At 32.8% G+C, this 18469-nt stretch carries 18 protein-coding genes and 1 tRNA gene; 5 read left to right on the plus strand and 14 right to left on the minus strand.

The window, feature by feature from the left end; genetic code table 11:
* Window positions 1–16 precede the first annotated feature (16 nt).
* Genes LOS89_RS10480 through xrtF form a run of 4 tightly spaced genes read right to left on the minus strand, consistent with a single transcriptional unit; the run spans window position 17 to window position 3235 of the window.
* Window positions 17–1372 carry an MBL fold metallo-hydrolase gene (locus LOS89_RS10480; protein WP_231835200.1) on the minus strand — a complete coding sequence of 452 codons (1356 nt, stop codon included), beginning with the start codon at window positions 1370–1372 and terminating at the stop codon, window positions 17–19.
* Between the two features lie 11 nt (window positions 1373–1383).
* Window positions 1384–2208: a restriction endonuclease gene (locus LOS89_RS10485; protein WP_231835201.1), complete on the minus strand. Its 825-nt coding sequence runs from the start codon at window positions 2206–2208 to the stop codon at window positions 1384–1386.
* A 33-nt stretch (window positions 2209–2241) separates the two neighbouring features.
* A complete protein-coding gene (locus LOS89_RS10490) occupies window positions 2242–2685 on the minus strand; it encodes an exosortase F system-associated membrane protein (RefSeq protein ID WP_231835202.1) in 444 nt (147 codons plus the stop codon).
* Complete coding sequence (gene xrtF, locus LOS89_RS10495; RefSeq protein WP_231835203.1) at window positions 2666–3235, minus strand: exosortase family protein XrtF; 570 nt, start codon at window positions 3233–3235, stop codon at window positions 2666–2668. Before xrtF ends, LOS89_RS10490 begins: the two co-directional genes overlap by 20 nt.
* 54 nt (window positions 3236–3289) lie before the next feature.
* Here xrtF and LOS89_RS10500 point away from each other — a divergent pair, with 54 nt between their 5' ends.
* The 5 genes from LOS89_RS10500 to rpe all read left to right on the plus strand — a co-directional run bounded on the left by LOS89_RS10500 (window position 3290) and on the right by rpe (window position 8265).
* A complete protein-coding gene (locus LOS89_RS10500) occupies window positions 3290–3745 on the plus strand; it encodes an XrtF-associated fRMsr-like GAF protein (protein ID WP_231835204.1) in 456 nt (151 codons plus the stop codon).
* A gap of 93 nt (window positions 3746–3838) precedes the next feature.
* A complete protein-coding gene (gene rpsO / locus LOS89_RS10505) occupies window positions 3839–4108 on the plus strand; it encodes a 30S ribosomal protein S15 (protein ID WP_026711936.1) in 270 nt (89 codons plus the stop codon).
* Between the two features lie 134 nt (window positions 4109–4242).
* Window positions 4243–6411 (plus strand): polyribonucleotide nucleotidyltransferase, encoded by a 2169-nt coding sequence (locus LOS89_RS10510; RefSeq protein ID WP_231835205.1) that lies wholly within the window; start codon window positions 4243–4245, stop codon window positions 6409–6411.
* A 141-nt stretch (window positions 6412–6552) separates the two neighbouring features.
* Window positions 6553–7416, plus strand: coding sequence for a sigma-70 family RNA polymerase sigma factor (locus tag LOS89_RS10515; RefSeq protein WP_166236498.1), 864 nt, complete (start codon window positions 6553–6555; stop codon window positions 7414–7416).
* Between the two features lie 189 nt (window positions 7417–7605).
* Entirely contained in the window at window positions 7606–8265 is a 660-nt protein-coding gene (gene rpe / locus LOS89_RS10520) for a ribulose-phosphate 3-epimerase (protein ID WP_231835206.1), read from the plus strand.
* A gap of 40 nt (window positions 8266–8305) precedes the next feature.
* Here rpe and LOS89_RS10525 read toward each other — a convergent pair whose 3' ends face one another.
* The 10 genes from LOS89_RS10525 to LOS89_RS10570 form a co-directional block, all read right to left on the minus strand.
* Complete coding sequence (locus tag LOS89_RS10525; RefSeq protein ID WP_231835207.1) at window positions 8306–8722, minus strand: CBS domain-containing protein; 417 nt, start codon at window positions 8720–8722, stop codon at window positions 8306–8308.
* 165 nt (window positions 8723–8887) lie between these two features.
* Entirely contained in the window at window positions 8888–9742 is an 855-nt protein-coding gene (locus tag LOS89_RS10530) for a zinc-dependent peptidase (RefSeq protein ID WP_231835208.1), read from the minus strand.
* 86 nt (window positions 9743–9828) lie between these two features.
* A tRNA-Arg gene (locus LOS89_RS10535) sits at window positions 9829–9902 on the minus strand.
* 78 nt (window positions 9903–9980) lie between these two features.
* Complete coding sequence (locus LOS89_RS10540) at window positions 9981–10430, minus strand: GatB/YqeY domain-containing protein (RefSeq protein ID WP_231835209.1); 450 nt, start codon at window positions 10428–10430, stop codon at window positions 9981–9983.
* A 157-nt stretch (window positions 10431–10587) separates the two neighbouring features.
* Window positions 10588–12564, minus strand: a complete 1977-nt coding sequence (gene ftsZ / locus LOS89_RS10545; RefSeq protein ID WP_231835210.1) for a cell division protein FtsZ — start codon at window positions 12562–12564, stop codon at window positions 10588–10590.
* A gap of 11 nt (window positions 12565–12575) precedes the next feature.
* Window positions 12576–13955: a cell division protein FtsA gene (gene ftsA / locus LOS89_RS10550; RefSeq protein WP_231835211.1), complete on the minus strand. Its 1380-nt coding sequence runs from the start codon at window positions 13953–13955 to the stop codon at window positions 12576–12578.
* An 8-nt stretch (window positions 13956–13963) separates the two neighbouring features.
* Window positions 13964–14686: a cell division protein FtsQ/DivIB gene (locus tag LOS89_RS10555; RefSeq protein ID WP_231835212.1), complete on the minus strand. Its 723-nt coding sequence runs from the start codon at window positions 14684–14686 to the stop codon at window positions 13964–13966.
* Entirely contained in the window at window positions 14673–16019 is a 1347-nt protein-coding gene (gene murC, locus LOS89_RS10560; protein WP_231835213.1) for a UDP-N-acetylmuramate--L-alanine ligase, read from the minus strand. Before murC ends, LOS89_RS10555 begins: the two co-directional genes overlap by 14 nt.
* Before the next feature lie 3 nt (window positions 16020–16022).
* Window positions 16023–17111, minus strand: a complete 1089-nt coding sequence (murG, locus tag LOS89_RS10565; RefSeq protein ID WP_231835214.1) for an undecaprenyldiphospho-muramoylpentapeptide beta-N-acetylglucosaminyltransferase — start codon at window positions 17109–17111, stop codon at window positions 16023–16025.
* Entirely contained in the window at window positions 17111–18466 is a 1356-nt protein-coding gene (locus LOS89_RS10570) for an FtsW/RodA/SpoVE family cell cycle protein (RefSeq protein WP_231835215.1), read from the minus strand. Before LOS89_RS10570 ends, murG begins: the two co-directional genes overlap by 1 nt.
* Window positions 18467–18469: the final 3 nt, after the last annotated feature.

Raw genomic sequence — 18469 nt, forward strand, 5'->3', positions numbered from 1 at the left:
AATCTATTAAAATTTTCTAAATTTCAATTACTTGGCCTAAAAATGGAACCTGACAATTAAAACCATATTGCTCTTCGACTTTTAATCTTAGTTCATCAGCGGCTTCATTTTCCCCATGAACCATAAATACTTTTTGTGGTTTAGTTTCTAGTTCTGACAACCAATTTAACAGGTCTTTCTGATCACCATGAGCAGACAAACTTTCAATTAAAATAATGTTTGCCAAAACTGGATAATAATTCTCATAAATTTTAATTTCTTCAACACCTTCGAGCAATTTTCTTCCACGAGTTCCTTCTGCCTGATACCCTACTAATGTTACAGTAGTTTCTGGTTTCGAAATCAATTTTTCTAAATAAGACAAAACTCTTCCTCCTGTTATCATACCACTGGCCGCGATAACCACTTTTGGTCTTTTATCAAAAACAGCATTCATACTATCTTTAAAATCAGAAATTAATGTAAAAACTTTGCGCATTTCATCACAATCCTCAAAAGAAAGCTTGTGCCAAGTTCGATTGCCTTTAAAAACATCTAAAACACTAATTCCCATAGGAGTATCTATTATAAATGGAATATCTGGAAGTCGATCTTCTTTTTTTAATTGCCAAATCAGATACATCATTGTTTGCACTCTTTCTACTGCAAAACTTGGAATTACAACCGTTCCTCCTCTATTAAATGTATTATTAATAATAGTGTCGAGTTCAAACATAGCATCTGTTTGTGGATGCAATCTATTTCCATAAGTACTTTCTAAGAAAACATAATCAGCTTTTTTAGGTTTTTGTGGAGGAAACATCAAAACATCATCATCTTGACCAATATCTCCGGAGAAAACCAAAACTTTCCCATCAATTGTAAGTTCAATCGAACATGCACCTAAAATATGACTTGCATAAAAGAATTTGAAAGAAACACCATCTTCTAAAACAACATCTAAATCTTTTTCAACAACTCTGAATTTTGGAATAACAGCATCAACATCAACTTCTGTATAAAGCGGTTCGGCTGGCATGTGTTTTGAAAAATGTTCTTCATTCGCTTTTTTTGCTTCTTCCTCTTGAATTTTAGCACTATCATACAAAATCAAACGCGAAATTTCTTTAGTAGGACGAGTACAGAAAATTTTACCTTTAAACCCTTCTGCAACCAATTTCGGCAACCAACCGCAATGATCTAAATGTCCGTGAGTAAGCACTACAAAATCTATGGTTTCGGGCAAAACTCCTAGTGGCTCACGATTTAATTCACGCAACGATTTAATTCCTTGAAACATTCCACAATCAATCAAAATTCTCAAATTATTGTGTTCAATTAAGGTTTTTGAACCTGTTACGGTTCCGGCTCCACCTAAAAAATGAATTTTCATGATTAAAATTTTTAGTTCAACAATTGGTTCGCCTCTTTTATGACATTTTTAATTCTATTATGACTCAATTCAATCGCTTTTAAAATATCTGTATTTTGAACCAAATCTTTTATAGTAATGCAATCTAAAATAAGTAAATGTTCTTTTTCAGCTTTTGTGAGCGTGGTTAAACACGTAATTGGGTAAACTCTTAACAAATCGATTAACTCTCTAATTCCTTTTTTTTGAGGATAATCCCAGCTCAGAAGATTCAACCCTGAACAAGTACCAAACTGAACAGCATCTGAAGTAAACCTGCTATTTGTTACTATTAAACATTTTGAAATTTGTCTTTTCTCGGAAAAAAGATTGTATTGCTTTTCCTTAATATCGTTAAAGCGAGACAAAATATACATCGGCACCTTAACATCGCTTTTCGCATCTTGATCAGAATGAAATTTACATTCAATCATGGTTACTTCTTCATTTTTAAAGAGCAAAACATCTATCTCATGAGAAATACATTTCCCTTGTAGGGTTTCATTCACTTTGGTATGAAAACCCTGATCTTGCATCAACTTTGCTATAAACTTCTCAAAGAAAAATCCGGCAGGACCTAAACCAAGTAATGCAGTTCTTAAATTGTATCGAGCAGCATGAACATTTGAACAATTTTTAAGTAATTGAAATGCCTTTTTATAAATTTTCTTTGAAGGAATACCTTCATACATTTCGCTTTCAATTTCACTAACAATCTTTTCTGCCAATGTCTGATTCGCTCCTGATTTTCGGAGTGAATTGATTAATTTTTGTCTATCATAATGAACTAATTCACCAGAAAACTTAGTGACTTTCATTTTATTATAATTTATACCTAAAGGTACTAAAAATTAACGAGATAATTTCTGATAATAAAACGCTGGAATAAATAAAACCAAAAAAAGTGGTTGGATTAAAAATCGTCTGATATAGAACAAAATCAAATAATCAGGCTGATTTGAAAAATGAAGTAATCCAAAAAATATAGTAATTAAAACTACGAAAAGCACTAAAAACAAATATCCTGAAAAAGCTACCAATTGCTTTTCGTTGAATAAGAATTTAATCATCATCAATGAAAAAACTGTATTTAAAAGATATCGTAGAAACAAATTTAAAAACAGCAAACTCTGATTTAAATCGGGTAATGGTTTGTTCTGGTAATCTGTTTTAAAAAAAGCCAAAAAAGGATCATAGAACAAATCGTCTTCAAATGCTCTTATTAGAATTAACCCTACTAAGGCTAAAACTATAAAAAAAATGCTCTTTCTATCTTTAAGCAGTTTTTTTAACATAGCCCGAAAATTTGGTTACCCATAAAATCCACAATATAAACACAACTCCATAAATAAAAAGTGGAAAAATAGTGCCATGCAAAATTTCTTCATATTCTGGATAGTAATACAATGCAAAAGACAACAACGCAATTCTAATGATATTTAAAACATGAATCAATACGACACCTGATACGATGTATAACAAAGTTTTTTTCCAACTTGTCGAAAATGCAAAGATAAAAGCCGCAAACAATATCATAACGCTTACTGCATTGCAACCTTCTATAACTCTTGCTACATATTTATTATTGTACAATATTTTTAAAGAAGGTTCCAAATCATGCTTGATAGACTTTACATCATCCGTAAAAATCATCATGAATTGTTTCGTTTGATTTGCAACAATTTCGGTAAAACAATCCACTTCATTTTTTGTTACATCATATTGATTCAAATACATTTTGTAAAAAAAAGTGAATACAACATAGAAAAGTAAAAACTTTATTAAAAAAGCAAAAAATGGTTTGTATTGATTAAATGTGTTTTTCAAAAGATGGATTTTTAACAAAAATATAGATTTTTTAATACCATATTATAAATACTTTTGTAAAAAAATATTTTTATGACATTTGAAGAATTAAAACCTATTGTTTCTGGAATCATTTCGAAAGAAAATAATACGCGAGATGAAAAATTGAAAGAAATTTGTCAATTATTGAGTGACAACATAAGCTATTACAATTGGGTTGGTTTTTATTTCGCTAATCATGAAACAAGAACATTGCATTTAGGTCCATATGTAGGAGCAGAAACAGATCATACTGTAATTCCATTTGGAAAAGGGATTTGCGGACAAGTTGCAGAATCGAATGCTAATTTTGTGGTTCCAGATGTAAAAGCGCAGGACAATTACATTGCTTGTAGCTTTACAGTAAAATCAGAAATTGTAGTTCCTTTGTTTGTAAACGGAAATAATATTGGTCAAATCGACATCGATTCTCATGTTATTGACCCTTTCACAGAAGCCGACGAACGCTTTTTAGAGTTTGTAAATGAAGAAGTTGCAAAGTTATTCTAAGTTTAACTTGTTATTTTAAAAAATAAAATTACCTTTGCACACGAATTGCAACCATACAATTCATACATAAAAATCATTTAAAATAATATTGGCATGTACTTGACAAAAGAAACTAAAGCTGAAATCTTCGCTAAACACGGAGGAAAAGCTGAAAACACTGGATCTGCTGAAGGGCAAATCGCATTATTTACATTTAGAATTTCTCACTTAACTGAGCACTTGAAAAAAAATCGTCACGATTATAACACTGAGCGTTCATTAGTTCTTTTAGTAGGTAAAAGAAGAAGTCTTCTTGACTACTTAAAAAAGAAAGATATCAACAGATATCGTGAAATTATTAAAGAATTGAATATTAGAAAATAATCAACTTAAGGGGCTTCGTGCCCCTTTTTGTTTTATTTATATTGATTGAAAAAGTTTGGTTTTTCATTGGGTTACAAACAACTACACACACAACAACACAACTGACCCTTTGTTTAATTTAGAATTAAAAATTTATGATTCCAAAAGTATTCCAAGAAGTTATCGATTTAGGTGACGGAAGAAACATCTCAATCGAAACTGGGAAATTAGCCAAACAAGCAGATGGATCTGTTGTTGTTCGTATGGGCGACGCTATGTTACTAGCAACAGCAGTATCTGCAAGAACTGCAAATCCTGGAGTTGATTTTTTACCGTTAACAGTAGATTATCGTGAAAAATTTGCCGCTGCAGGTCGTTTTCCTGGAGGTTTCTTCAAAAGAGAAGCGCGTCCAAGTGATAGCGAAGTTTTAACAATGAGATTAGTTGATCGCGTATTGCGTCCACTATTCCCAGACGATTACCATGCTGAAACGCAAGTTATGATTCAATTAATGAGTCACGACGACAATGTTATGCCTGATGCTTTAGCTGGTTTAGCTGCTTCTGCTGCATTAGCAGTTTCTGACATTCCATTTTACAATTTAATTTCTGAAGTACGTGTTGCACGTGTTAATGGAAAATTTGTAATTAACCCAAGCAGAGAAGAATTAGAACAATCTGACATCGATATGATGATTGGTGCTTCTAAAGATTCTGTTGCCATGGTTGAAGGTGAAATGAAAGAAATTTCAGAAGCTGAAATGGTTGAAGCAATTAAATTTGCTCACGAGGCTATCAAAATCCAAATTGAAGCTCAAGAAAGACTAAGAGCTGCAGTTGGTTCACCAGCTTACAGAGAATATGAGCCAGAAAAAGAAGACGAAAGCGTTTATGCAAAAGTAAAAACTGCTTCTTACGATAAATATTATGCAATTGCTCAAGAAGCTTCTGCAAAAAGCGAAAGAGGAGAAAAATTTGCTGTAGTTAAAGAAGAAGTTAAAGCATTATTCACAGAAGAAGAATATGCAGAAAATTCAGATTTAGCAGAATTGGTAAGCAAATACAACTATAAAGTTCAAAAAACAGCTGTTCGTAACGTAATTTTAGAAAAAGGAATTCGTTTAGACGGAAGAAAAACAACTGATATTCGTCCAATTTGGTGTGAAGTTGATTATTTACCATCTGTACACGGTTCATCACTTTTCACTCGTGGAGAAACTCAAGCTTTAGCAACTGTAACTTTAGGAACTTCTAGAGAAGCAAACGTAATTGATTCTCCATCAGAACAAGGTGAAGAGAAATTCTATTTACACTATAACTTCCCTCCTTTCTCTACAGGTGAAGCAAAACCTTTAAGAGGAACTTCAAGAAGAGAAGTTGGACATGGTAACTTAGCACAACGTGCATTAAAAAATATGATTCCTGCAGATTGTCCTTATACAATTCGTGTAGTTTCAGAAGTATTAGAATCTAATGGTTCTTCTTCTATGGCTACCGTTTGTGCTGGAACAATGGCATTAATGGATTCAGGAGTTCAAATGGTAAAACCAGTTTCTGGTATTGCAATGGGATTAATTACAGATGGAGAAAAATTCGCTGTATTGTCAGACATCTTAGGTGACGAAGATCACTTAGGAGATATGGACTTCAAAGTAACTGGAACTGCAGATGGTATTACTGCTTGTCAGATGGATATCAAAATCGACGGTTTACGTTACGATATTATGGAGCAAGCGTTAGGACAAGCAAGAGATGGTCGTATGCATATTTTAGGTAAAATCACTGAAACTATTGCACAACCAAGAGCAGAAGTTAAACCTAAAGCTCCAAAAATTATCACAAGAACAATTCCTGGAAACTTTATTGGTGCATTAATTGGTCCTGGTGGAAAAGTAATTCAAGAATTACAAAAAGCTACTGGAACAACAATTGTTATTAATGAAGTAGACGAACAAGGTGTTGTTGAAATTTTAGGAACAAATCAAGAAGGAATCGATGCAGTATTAGCAAAAATTGATTCTATCGTTTTCAAACCAGAAATGGGAGAAGCTTACGAAGTAAAAGTAGTTAAAATGTTAGATTTTGGTGCAGTTGTAGAATATACTAAAGCTCCAGGAAACGAAGTTTTATTACACGTATCTGAGTTGGCTTGGGAAAGAACAGAAAACGTAGCTGACGTTGTTAAAATGGGAGATGTTTTCATGGTTAAATATTTAGGAGTTGATCCTAAAACTAAAAAGGAAAAAGTATCTAAAAAAGCACTTTTACCTAGACCTCCTAGAGAAGAAAAACCAACTGAGAAAAAAGATAAACCTCAAGGTTAATTTAGTTAAGTTAATTCATATAAAAGCCCAGTTTCAAAATTGAAACTGGGCTTTTTAAATTATTTTTATTTTTTTTGTAACTTTTTTGAAACCTCTTACGTATAACTACTAGAACTTTTAAAAAAGTAAGGAGAAATATAAATGAGACAGCTTAAAATCACCAAGCAGGTTACCAATCGTGAAACTGCTTCCTTAGACAAATACCTACAAGAAATTGGAAAAGTTGACCTTATAACTGCTGACGAAGAAGTAGAATTAGCACAAAGAATTAAAGCCGGAGATCAAAGAGCTTTAGAGAAATTAACAAAAGCTAATTTACGTTTCGTAGTTTCAGTAGCAAAACAATACCAAAATCAAGGACTAACCCTACCTGATTTAATTAACGAAGGAAATTTAGGATTAATTAAAGCCGCTCAACGTTTCGACGAAACTCGTGGATTTAAATTTATTTCATACGCCGTTTGGTGGATTCGTCAATCTATCTTACAAGCTTTAGCAGAACAATCGCGTATCGTACGTTTACCATTAAACAAAATTGGTTCTATCAACAAAATCAATAAAATGTACGCGTTATTAGAGCAATCACAAGAACGTGCTCCATCTGCTGAAGAAATTGCCAAAGAATTAGACATGACAGTTAATGACGTTAAAGAGTCAATGAAAAACTCTGGTCGTCATTTATCTATGGATGCTCCTTTAGTTGAAGGTGAAGATTCAAACTTATACGACGTTTTACGCTCAGGTGAATCTCCAAATCCAGATAGAGAATTAATCCATGAATCGTTACAAACTGAAATTGAAAGAGCATTAGAAACATTAACTCCAAGAGAGGCTGATGTTGTTCGTTTGTATTTTGGTTTAGGTGACCAACACCCAATGACTCTAGAAGAAATTGGAGAAACTTTCGATTTAACTCGTGAGCGTGTACGTCAGATTAAAGAAAAAGCAATTAGAAGATTAAAACATACTTCTAGAAGTAAAATATTAAAAACATATTTAGGATAATACCTAAATTACAGTAACAACAGTCTAAGACTGTTCGTTTTTTGATTGATGATTGAAACTCCGGCTGATTACCGGAGTTTTATTTTTTGAGATAAGTTCAAGATTTTGAATATTCAACTTGGAATTTTAAATGTTGAAATGTTTTAAATATTGTACATTTGCACACAACAACACACACTTTAAGATTTTATGAAAAATACACTTATTGCTCCATCAGTTCTTGCAGCTGATTTTGCTAATTTACAACGCGATATCGAAATGATTAATTCAAGTGAGGCTGATTGGTTTCACATTGACATTATGGATGGCGTTTTTGTTCCTAATATTTCTTTTGGAATGCCAGTTTTAGATGCTATCAACAAACACGCAAAAAAAACAATTGATGTACATTTAATGATTGTTGATCCAGATCGATATATTGCTACGTTTAAAAAACTTGGTGCAGATGTACTTACTGTTCATTACGAAGCATGTACTCATTTACACCGAACACTTCAAGCTATAAAAGCTGAAGGAATGAAAGCGGGAGTTGCATTAAATCCTCACACAAATGTAGATTTACTAGAAGATATCATCCAAGATATTGATTTAGTTTGCATAATGAGTGTTAATCCAGGATTTGGAGGACAATCTTTCATAGAAAACACTTATTCTAAAGTTGAAAAACTAAAAGCTTTAATCAACAGAAAAAATGCTTCAACACTAATTGAAATTGATGGTGGCGTAACCAACAAGAATGCTAAACAATTAGCCGACGCTGGCGCTGATGTATTAGTTGCCGGAAGTTATGTTTTCGGCGCTCAAGATCCAATTGCAACGATTACAGATTTAAAAGTAATAACAAAATAATTTTCAAAAAAAAAGCCTAACCGATTTGGTTAGGCTTTTTTTAATATTGATCAATTAAGTATTTTATTAAATCGGTTGTAGTTATAATACCTACAAGTAAATCTCCTTCACATACAGGCAAAGCATGAAACTCTTTTGTGGCTAAAATTTGTGCCGCTTCTTTAATAGTGGCATCTGGTGCTATAGAAACCAATTTTTTTGCCATAACTTGTTCTACCGTAAACATATTATAAACTGTTGTATCTACATCATCCTCGTCATCAATTGCATCAGCAAAAGAGATTCGTAAAAGATCGGTATAACTTAACATCCCTACAATTTTGTTACTATAAACAACAGGAATGTGTCGTATGTGATGCTTTTTAAATAGCATTTCGGCTTTAGTTAAATCATCTGATAAATTTAACTTTACTACGTTTTTTGTCATTATTGTTGACACAGGAACCTTTTGTTTCATAAGTGTAAGTTTTAAATGTTAATGTCACTTATGTTATCGCTTTTCTGTAAAAGAATTTAAAAATTAAAATTGACTATGAAGCGACTTCATGACCTTGAGTTTATACTGACATAAAGTTACTCAATAATTAAGCATCAAAACATGATATATATCAGAAAACAAAGACTATTCTGAAATGAAATATTTTTCATTAAAATTAATCATATGCTTCACTTTCAAAAAGATAGAAGGAAATTTTTGTTTAAATTCTTCTGGAGATTCAAAGAAATATTCTAACAATACTGCTACAAATTCAAATTGGTTTTCGTAAGCATAATCACGTAAAAATCCAGATTCAACTAAACGATGTTTTACTTCAGGTTTTGAGACCACACGAAATAAATTTTGAAGTGATTCATTAAATAATACAAAAGTTGTTTTATCACTTTTTAAGGCATAAATATGAAAAGCGTGGGTAAACTCATGCAATCCTAAATTCAGATTATCATTTGTAATATCAATTCCTTCTTTAAAATGTTTCCACGAAAAAACAATACATTCCATTCTCGAATTGAATTCTCCTTTATGGTAATTATCATTTTGAGACGAATAGTAAATATCTGGATAAATGACAATTCTTTTAAAAAGCGGATTCAAATATTCACGCATTCCAAAGGTTAACATCACATAAGTTGCAGAAATAGTTACTTTCATTTCTTCTGTAACTTCAATATCTCTTCCTTCAAAATTATAATGATAAATTAACTTAGCTACTCGGTGTTCAAAATAACGCTTGTATTTAGGTTTTAATCGATTGTAAAATTGAAAATTAGAGGTTAAAATATGCTTTCGAGAATCGCTTAAGTTTAAAAAATTTACATTAGCAAATACAACTAATGGCTTTTTGTAATTTCGTAAATACACAATCTCAGTTACATAGAATGCAAATGCAAAAAAGATTGCTGCAAACGGAGCAACAACTACAAACATTGCAATATAATCTGCTAAAAACAATTCGTGTTCTATAGGTGGCGTTTGCATAATTTGGGGACTATTTTACAAATAACGTAAAAATAATGTTTATATGAAATAAAAAAACACCAAGCTATGTTGGTGTTGTAATAATGTGACTTCGAAGGGAGTCGAACCCCCAACCGCTGGAGCCGAAATCCAGTGCTCTATCCAGTTGAGCTACGAAGCCCTTTATAAGATAACAGAACAAAGAAAAAAGAATAAAGACCTCAATCTTTGCTCTTTTTTCTTTGTTCTTTCTTCTTACTTAAACTAATAATTTCTTTACAATTCCAGAAATTACTTTTCCTTCAGCTTGACCTCCAATTTGAGTAGTAGCTAATCCCATAACTTTACCCATTGAAGCGATTCCTGAAGCGCCAGTTTCTGAAATAATTTTAGCAATAATTGCTTCTACTTCTGCTTCTGACAATTGAGCTGGTAAGAATTTTTCGATAACTGCAATTTGAGCCAATTCTGGTTCTGCTAAATCAGGACGGTTTTGTTTTGTGAAAATTTCCGCACTATCCTTACGCATTTTAACCAAACGCTGTAACATTTTTACTTCTTGATCTTCAGTTAATGTATCTGTTGCTCCAGCTTCTGTTTTAGCCAAAATAATTGCCGATTTAATTGCTCTTAACGCTTCTAATGCAACGCTATCTTTTGCTTTCATGGCTTCTTTCATTTGATCCATGATTTTTACTTCTAAACTCATATATTTCTGTTTATTTCTTAATTATTTTCCTTTTTTAATCACCAAAAACTAATAATCTATTATTAAGAATTGGCCTAAAAAAATCCTTGGCAAAGGTAATAAAAAAACCCGAAGTTCTATCTTCGGGTTTTTTGGGGTAGGTTAGTTTTTTGCAGATTTAATCCACATTATCGTGTAGGAAAGAATTGTTTGAACGCAATTGGATATCGTCGTTGCTATCTGTTCCTAATGACATTCTAGATTGATTACTAGCAGTATTTGGTGTAGAAGTTACATCAAATCCCATTCTTTTATAAGCAGGAATTCTCTCAAACTCATCAATTTGCGCATTGCTATTATTGAATTTATGATTGAATTCTTTCATTTTTCTTTTACGCTCTTCAGCTCTGAATTTCAACGTTTCTTCAATTGACATTTCTATAGGAGAAACATTGTCCAACTGAATTGCATCTTCTAATTTTGGAGTATTTGTTTTCATTGTGAAATTCAACTCCTCGTCTACTGGTTCAGTTACTACATCAACTGGTTTTGAAGCTACTAATTCGTTTTCTTTTTCTAAATAGTCTTCTAAAGAGTATTTGATAACACCGTTTTGGTTTACTTCTGTAACAGGAACTACGTTGATTGGATCTTTAACTTCCATGTTGCGTGTTTCTGCAGATAAATCGAAAACAATTGGAGTATCTTTTACTTCTTCTTTAGTTCCAAATAAATCTAATGAAAAACTTACTTCTTCTGTTGCTACTACAAATTCAGGATCTTTTACTTCGATTTCTCTGATTTGAGGAGTAATGATTTCGAATGATGGCGCTACATTTGGTGTAATTACTTCAAACGTAACATCGATATTTTTAATCAATTCAGAAGTTGGAACCAAATCCATTGCTGGAGCAATTGGTGTATGAATTTCAAACTTTGGCTCTTCGATTTCCTCTTCTAAAGTGAAAACAATTTTCTCTTCAACTGCTTCATCACTAACAGGATTAATAATTTCTGCTTTAACTTCTTCTACTTTTGGAGTTTCAAAAATAGGATTGTTAACTGAGATATTTGAAGCTGCTTTATTCATTAATTCATGAACAATTTTTTGCTCATCTTCTAATGAATGAATAATTTTCTTTGGTTCCGTATTAACAATCTCCGCTTGTTGCTCGATATTAAATCCAGTAGCAATAACAGTTACAGAGATAGCTTCTCCTAAAGCTTCTTCTTCACCAACTCCCATGATGATGTTAGCATTGTAACCTGCTTCCGATTGAATAAAATCGTTGATTTCTCCAATTTCATCAATTGTGATTTCGTTAGCTTCATCAGTACCAGAAACGATTAATAATAATACATTTTTAGCACCTGTAATTTTATTATCATTTAATAAAGGAGAATCTAACGCACTAGAAATCGCTTGTTTAGCTCTATCAGAACCAGAAGCCGTTGCAGAACCCATGATAGCCGTACCGCTGTTTGACAACACCGTTTTAGCATCTTTAAGGTCGATATTTTGTGTATAGTGATGCGTAATAACTTCAGCAATTCCTCTAGAAGCAGTAGATAACACTTCGTCTGCTTTTGAGAAACCAGCTTTGAAACCTAAGTTTCCATATACTTCACGTAACTTATTATTATTGATAACAACTAAAGAATCTACTTGTTTACGTAAACGTTCTACTCCAGCTAACGCTTGCTCAGAGCGAACTTTTCCTTCAAATTGAAAAGGAATCGTAACAATACCTACTGTTAAAATATCGCGTTCTTTTGCCAATTGAGCAATTACTGGAGCAGCACCTGTTCCGGTTCCACCACCCATTCCGGCAGTAATGAAAACCATTTTGGTGTTACTATCCAACATTTTTTCAATTTCCGCAATACTTTCAATAGCAGACTGCTGTCCTACTTCAGGATTTGCACCAGCACCTAATCCTTCTGTTAAGCTAACACCTAACTGAATCTTATTTGGTACAGGACTATTTTGTAATGCCTGAGAATCAGTATTACAAACTACAAAATCAACACCTTTAATGCCTTGTTTAAACATGTGGTTAATGGCATTACTACCTCCACCACCAACGCCGATTACTTTAATCACGTTAGATTGGTTTTTAGGTAAATCAAATGAAATGTTTCCAAATTCTGACATAGTATCTCCTTTTATTCTGCGTTATCTAAAAATTCTTTAATCTTATCTATATACTTATCAAAAAACGAACGTTTGATACGATCATCCGTTGTTTCAATTTTGATAGGTTGTGATGCTTTTGGCTCTTCTTTTTCTTCCTCAATAATTGGTTCTTCAACCACAACTTGAGGACGAACCACAACTACTGGTTCTTCTTTTTTCATTTCTACAAATGGTGTAGCACTTTTTGTATTATTTCTAATACTGTTCATTACTAAACCAACAGCTGTAGCATATAATGGACTTGACAATTCTTCGTCTGAGTTTCCTGCTAAGTGCTCGTTTGGATAACCAATTCTTGTATCCATTCCTGTAATGTATTCTACTAACTGTTTGATGTGTTGCAATTGTGCGCCACCTCCTGTTAATACAATACCAGCAATAAGTTTTTTCTTAGGATCTTCATGTCCATATAATTTAATTTCAGCATAGACTTGTTCAATAATTTCCACAACTCTTGCGTGAATAATTTTTGATAAGTTCTTCAACGAAATTTCCTTTGGCTCTCTGCCTCTTAATCCAGGAATAGAAACAATTTCATTGTCTTTATTTTCTCCTGGCCAAGCTGAACCAAAACGAGTTTTTAACAACTCTGCTTGTTTTTCAATGATTGAACATCCTTCTTTAATGTCTTCTGTAATTACATTTCCTCCAAAAGGAATAACTGCAGTATGACGAATAATACCATCTTTAAAAATGGCTAAATCGGTTGTCCCACCACCTATATCTATTAAAGCAACTCCTGCTTCTTTTTCTTCTTGACTTAATACAGCGTCTGCTGATGCTAATGGTTCTAACGTTAATCCAGATAATTCAAGACCTGCACTTTTAATACATCTTCCTAAATTACGAATCGACGCTGCTTGTCCAACTACCACATGAAAACTAGATTCTAATCTACCGCCATACATTCCGATAGGCTCTTTAATTTCGGCTTGACCGTCGATTTTAAATTCTTGTGGTAACACGTGAATAATTTCTTCACCTGGTAACATTGCCAATTTATGAACCTGCCCTATTAAAGCATCAATATCAGCATCACCAATCACTTCTTCTGCATTAGAACGACTGATATAATCGCTATGTTGAATACTACGAATGTGTTGTCCAGCGATACCAACAACCACATCGTTAATTTTATATCCAGAATCGTTTTCAGCATCTGCTACTGCTTGCTGAATCGATTGTATAGTTTGTGTAATATTATTCACAACACCTCTATGAACACCTAAGCTTTTTGATTTTCCTACTCCAAGAATCTCAAGCTTTCCGTATTCATTCTTCTTCCCTATCATTGCTACAATTTTAGTTGTACCAATGTCTAATCCTACTGCAATGTTGTCTTTGTTCATAACGTTAACTATTTCTTACAAACCACTTGTTGCGTAAACATTAAGTTTACTTCTTTATAATTTTTAATCATTGTATCTTTTATTGCATGATGATAAAAAGCTTTGTAATTCTTGAGCTTTTTCTCAACATTTATTGGTTTTCCAAATGCTATTGTATAATCATAGCTTCTATTGGTTAAAACCACATTACCCGAAGGCATAACCTTGGCTCCAGTAATATTTTTACTCAAGAAATCATCTTTTTTGATTTCATTAAACAAAAACAAAAACGGCCTACAATTTTCTTCACTAATTTCACCAGATACAAGTGGAACTCGTGCAGAAAAATTCTCCGACAATGACACTCTAACACCTTTTGAATCAAGGTAATAACTCTCATTCTCAGTAATAACTCTTACGATTGGGGTCTTTTGAGTAATACGCGTATTTAGAAATCCGTCTACTGTTGAAAAAACTTGCGCTTTTTCAATCATCTCGTGATCATCGAGAACAGTTTCTAAAGTATTCAAATCTACTTTATCTTTTTGTATTCTTGAACTACCTCCCAAATTTTGTATTAACAAGTTATTAACCATTTCATGTGTTAAAAACATATTCTCATTCGATTCGAATTTAATATCTATCTTACTGATTTTACGTTCACTATTTCGCTTTGACGAGAAAGAGTAAAGAAAAATCATTATAAAAATGATTAACACTAATCGAATAGTATGCCAATTAATTCTTCTCATGAAGCGCTTTTTTTAGATCTTTTACTAGCTCTCCTATGTCGCCAGCTCCTATTGTTACAAACACATCGGCATCTGAATTTTCAAAAGCTGTGAACAACTCGTCTTTGCTAACTAATTTCTTATTTGGATTGTTAATTTTATTCAACAACCAAGTCGAATTTACACCTTCCATAGGCAACTCACGAGCAGGATAAATTTCCAACAATAAAATCTCATCAAAATTGCTAAGGCTTTCGGCAAAACCATCTACAAAATCTTTCGTTCTACTGAACAAATGCGGTTGAAAAGCAGCGATGATTTTCTTACCAGGATACAATTCACGAACCGCTTGATGCACCGCGTTAATTTCGGTTGGATGGTGCGCATAATCATCAATATAAACCAATTTTTCTTCTCTAATTTGGAACGAAAAACGTCTTCTTACTCCTTTAAAACTTGCTAATGCTGCAATTATTTTTTCATTGGAAACGCCATACGATTTCGCCATAGCAAAAGCTAATAATGCGTTTGTTAAATTGTGATGACCAGGTAATCCAAATTTTACATTTTGAACTACTTCAGTTGGTGTTTTTACATCGAATACATAAAACCCGTTTTCGATTCGGATATTTTGTGCAGAAAAATCGGCATCATTGTTAACTCCGATAGTATTTCCTTCCAATGGTAATCCTTTGATTACGTATAAATTTTCACTTGGAGTTTTGGCTGCGAATTCTCTAAAAGAATCTTCTATACTTGCTGCATCGCCATAAATATCTAAATGGTCAGCATCCATTGAAGTTACACAAGAAACATTTGGATGTAAATGCAAAAACGAACGATCAAACTCATCAGCCTCTACAACGGTAACTGTTTTACCAGAACCAATTAAATTAGAATTGTAATTTTCAACGATTCCACCTAAAAAAGCAGTTACATCTACTCCACTTTCATATAAAACGTGACCTAAAATACTTGAAGTTGTTGTTTTTCCGTGCGTTCCAGCAACAGCAAAACAATAGGTGTCTTTTGTAATGATTCCCAACACTTCAGCACGCTTTTTAATGGTGTAGCCTCTTTCAACGAAATAATTCCATTCCGAATGCGAAACAGGAACAGCTGGCGTTACGATTACTAATGTATTTTCTAAATAAAAATCGGTTGGAATTAAACTAATGTTATCTTCAAAATGAATTTCTAAACCGATAGCTTGCAATTCATCCGTTAGTTGCGTTGGCGTTTTATCATACCCTACTACTTTTTTTCCAATGTATTGAAAATAACGCGCTAAAGCACTCATTCCGATACCTCCGATTCCGATGAAATAAACGTTATGTATTTGATTTAGATTCATTTTTTATTTGATTAATTTAATAATCTCATCTGCAATTTGCTTTGTAGCATTTGGCAGTGCTAATTTTTTTATATTTTGACTTAATTCTGCTTGTTTATTTTCATTTGAAATTAAGTCTGAAAAAACAGTTTCAAACTGCGTTTCTAATTCTGATTCTTTAATTAGAATAGCACCTTTTTTATCTGAAATAGCTTTCGCGTTTTTTGTTTGATGATCCTCAGCAACATTTGGTGATGGAATGAAAATTGTTGGTTTTCCAACAATGCACAATTCCGAAACAGATGATGCTCCAGAACGAGAAATTACAATATCCGCAGCAGCGTAAACCAAATCCATTTTATCAATAAAAGCTACTACTTGAACGTTTTCTCTATCGTTATATTTTGTGTACTCATTCAAATACAATTTACCGCATTGCCAAATGACTTGTATGTTTTGACTTAGTAGAAAATCTAACTCTTTTTCAATCAATTGGTTAATTCTTCTTGCACCTAAACTTCCTCCTAAAACCAATATTGCTTTTTTATTTGCATCCAATTTAAAATAAGCAATTGCTTCACTTTTACTAGCTTCGTTAATTAAATCTTGACGTACTGGATTTCCAGTTAAAATCATTTTATCTTTTGGAAAAAATCGTTCCAAATTTTCGTAAGCCACGCAAATTTTATTCGCTTTTTTAGCCAATAATTTATTCGTGATTCCTGGATACGAATTTTGCTCTTGAATTACCGTTGGAATATGCAACATCGAAGCTACTTTCAAAACCGCGCCACTTGCAAAACCTCCAGTTCCAATAACTACATCCGGTTTAAAACTTTTAATGATTCGGAATGAATTCCACATACTTGAAAGTAATTTGAATGGAAACATCGCATTATCTAAAGTCAGTTTTCTTTGAATTCCCGAAATCCATAATCCTTTGATAGCATAACCTGCTTGAGGCACTTTTTGCATTTCCATTTTATCTTTGGCTCCTACAAAAAGAAACTCAGCCTCTGGAAAACGAGATTTTAATTCGTTTGCAATCGCAACGGCTGGATAAATATGTCCGCCTGTACCGCCACCGCTTATTATGAATCTAGGTTTTTTCATTATTTTTTATTTAAAACTGCATTCATCGGATTTTGTCCGTTTACTAACACATCTCCATTTTCATCTTCAATTAAAGATTCTCTAATTGAACTTTTCATATCATTTATTTTTTGCTGATTTTCATCAGCCTCTTTTTCTTCGTTAAGTGCTACTTGCGCATCAATTATTTGTTGCAATGCTTCATCGCGTTTGCGTTTTTCTTCTAAATCTAATGCAACTTCTTCTTCTTTTTTGGTAACGCTCAAAATAATCCCAATTGCAATACATGTCATCCATATAGAAGTACCACCACTACTAATTAACGGCAAAGGTTGACCAGTAACTGGAAGCAATTCTACAGCAACTCCCATATTAATGAATGCTTGAAATATTATTGAAAACCCAAGTCCAATTATGAGTAATTTTCCAAATAAAGTAGAAGCCTTTTGTGCATTGATAATAAATCTAAAAAACAGTAACAAGTATAAGCCTATAACCGTTAAAGCGCCAACCAATCCGTATTCCTCAACGATGATGGCAAAAATAAAATCGGAAGAAGATTGTGGTAAAAAGTTTTTCTGAACACTTTTTCCGGGACCTAATCCTTTTATCCCACCAGAAGCAATCGCAATTTTAGCCTTTTCAATTTGGTAATCGTCTTCATTTGGTGTGTCTTTTGTAAATCGTTCAATTCGTTTTTCCCAAGTATTTACCCTACTAAAAAATTTATTTTCTGGAAATGCTTTTGCTAATAATATGAACAATAACATAGCGCAAGCTCCCATTCCTAAAATGTAGCCCAAGTATTTTAACGGATATTGTCCGATAAAAATTAGCATACAAATCATGGCAAAAATTAATGCAGTTGTTGAAAAGTTAGCTGGTAAAATAAGTATTAAAACAGCACCAACTGGCACCCATAATTCAAGGAAAGATTCTTTAAACGTATATTCTTTATCGCTAACCTTTGCTAAGTAACGCGCTACATAAACCATTAACACAATAAAGGCCAATGTAGACGTTTGAAAACTAACTCCAACAAAAGGAATTTGAATCCAACGACTAGCATTTGCTCCACCAATTTCAGTTCCTTTAAACAAGGTATAAACCAACAATAACAATACCAATGGAATTCCGAAAATGGACAATGCTTTAAAATAATGATATGGCATTTTGTGAATCCAAAAGATAATCACAAAACCTAACAGAACGTGTATTGCATGTTTGATAAGATGACCAATAGTAGTTCCGTTTCCGATAACGTAAACCAAATTAGTACTAGCACTATAAACTGGTAAAAAAGAAACCAAAGCCAATAGAAAAACTATTGCCCAAATGGTTTTATCTCCTCTTATTTTACCAATTACATCAAACATATT

The sequence above is a fragment of the Flavobacterium channae genome, from assembly GCF_021172165.1.
In the GTDB taxonomy this organism is placed as follows: domain Bacteria; phylum Bacteroidota; class Bacteroidia; order Flavobacteriales; family Flavobacteriaceae; genus Flavobacterium; species Flavobacterium channae.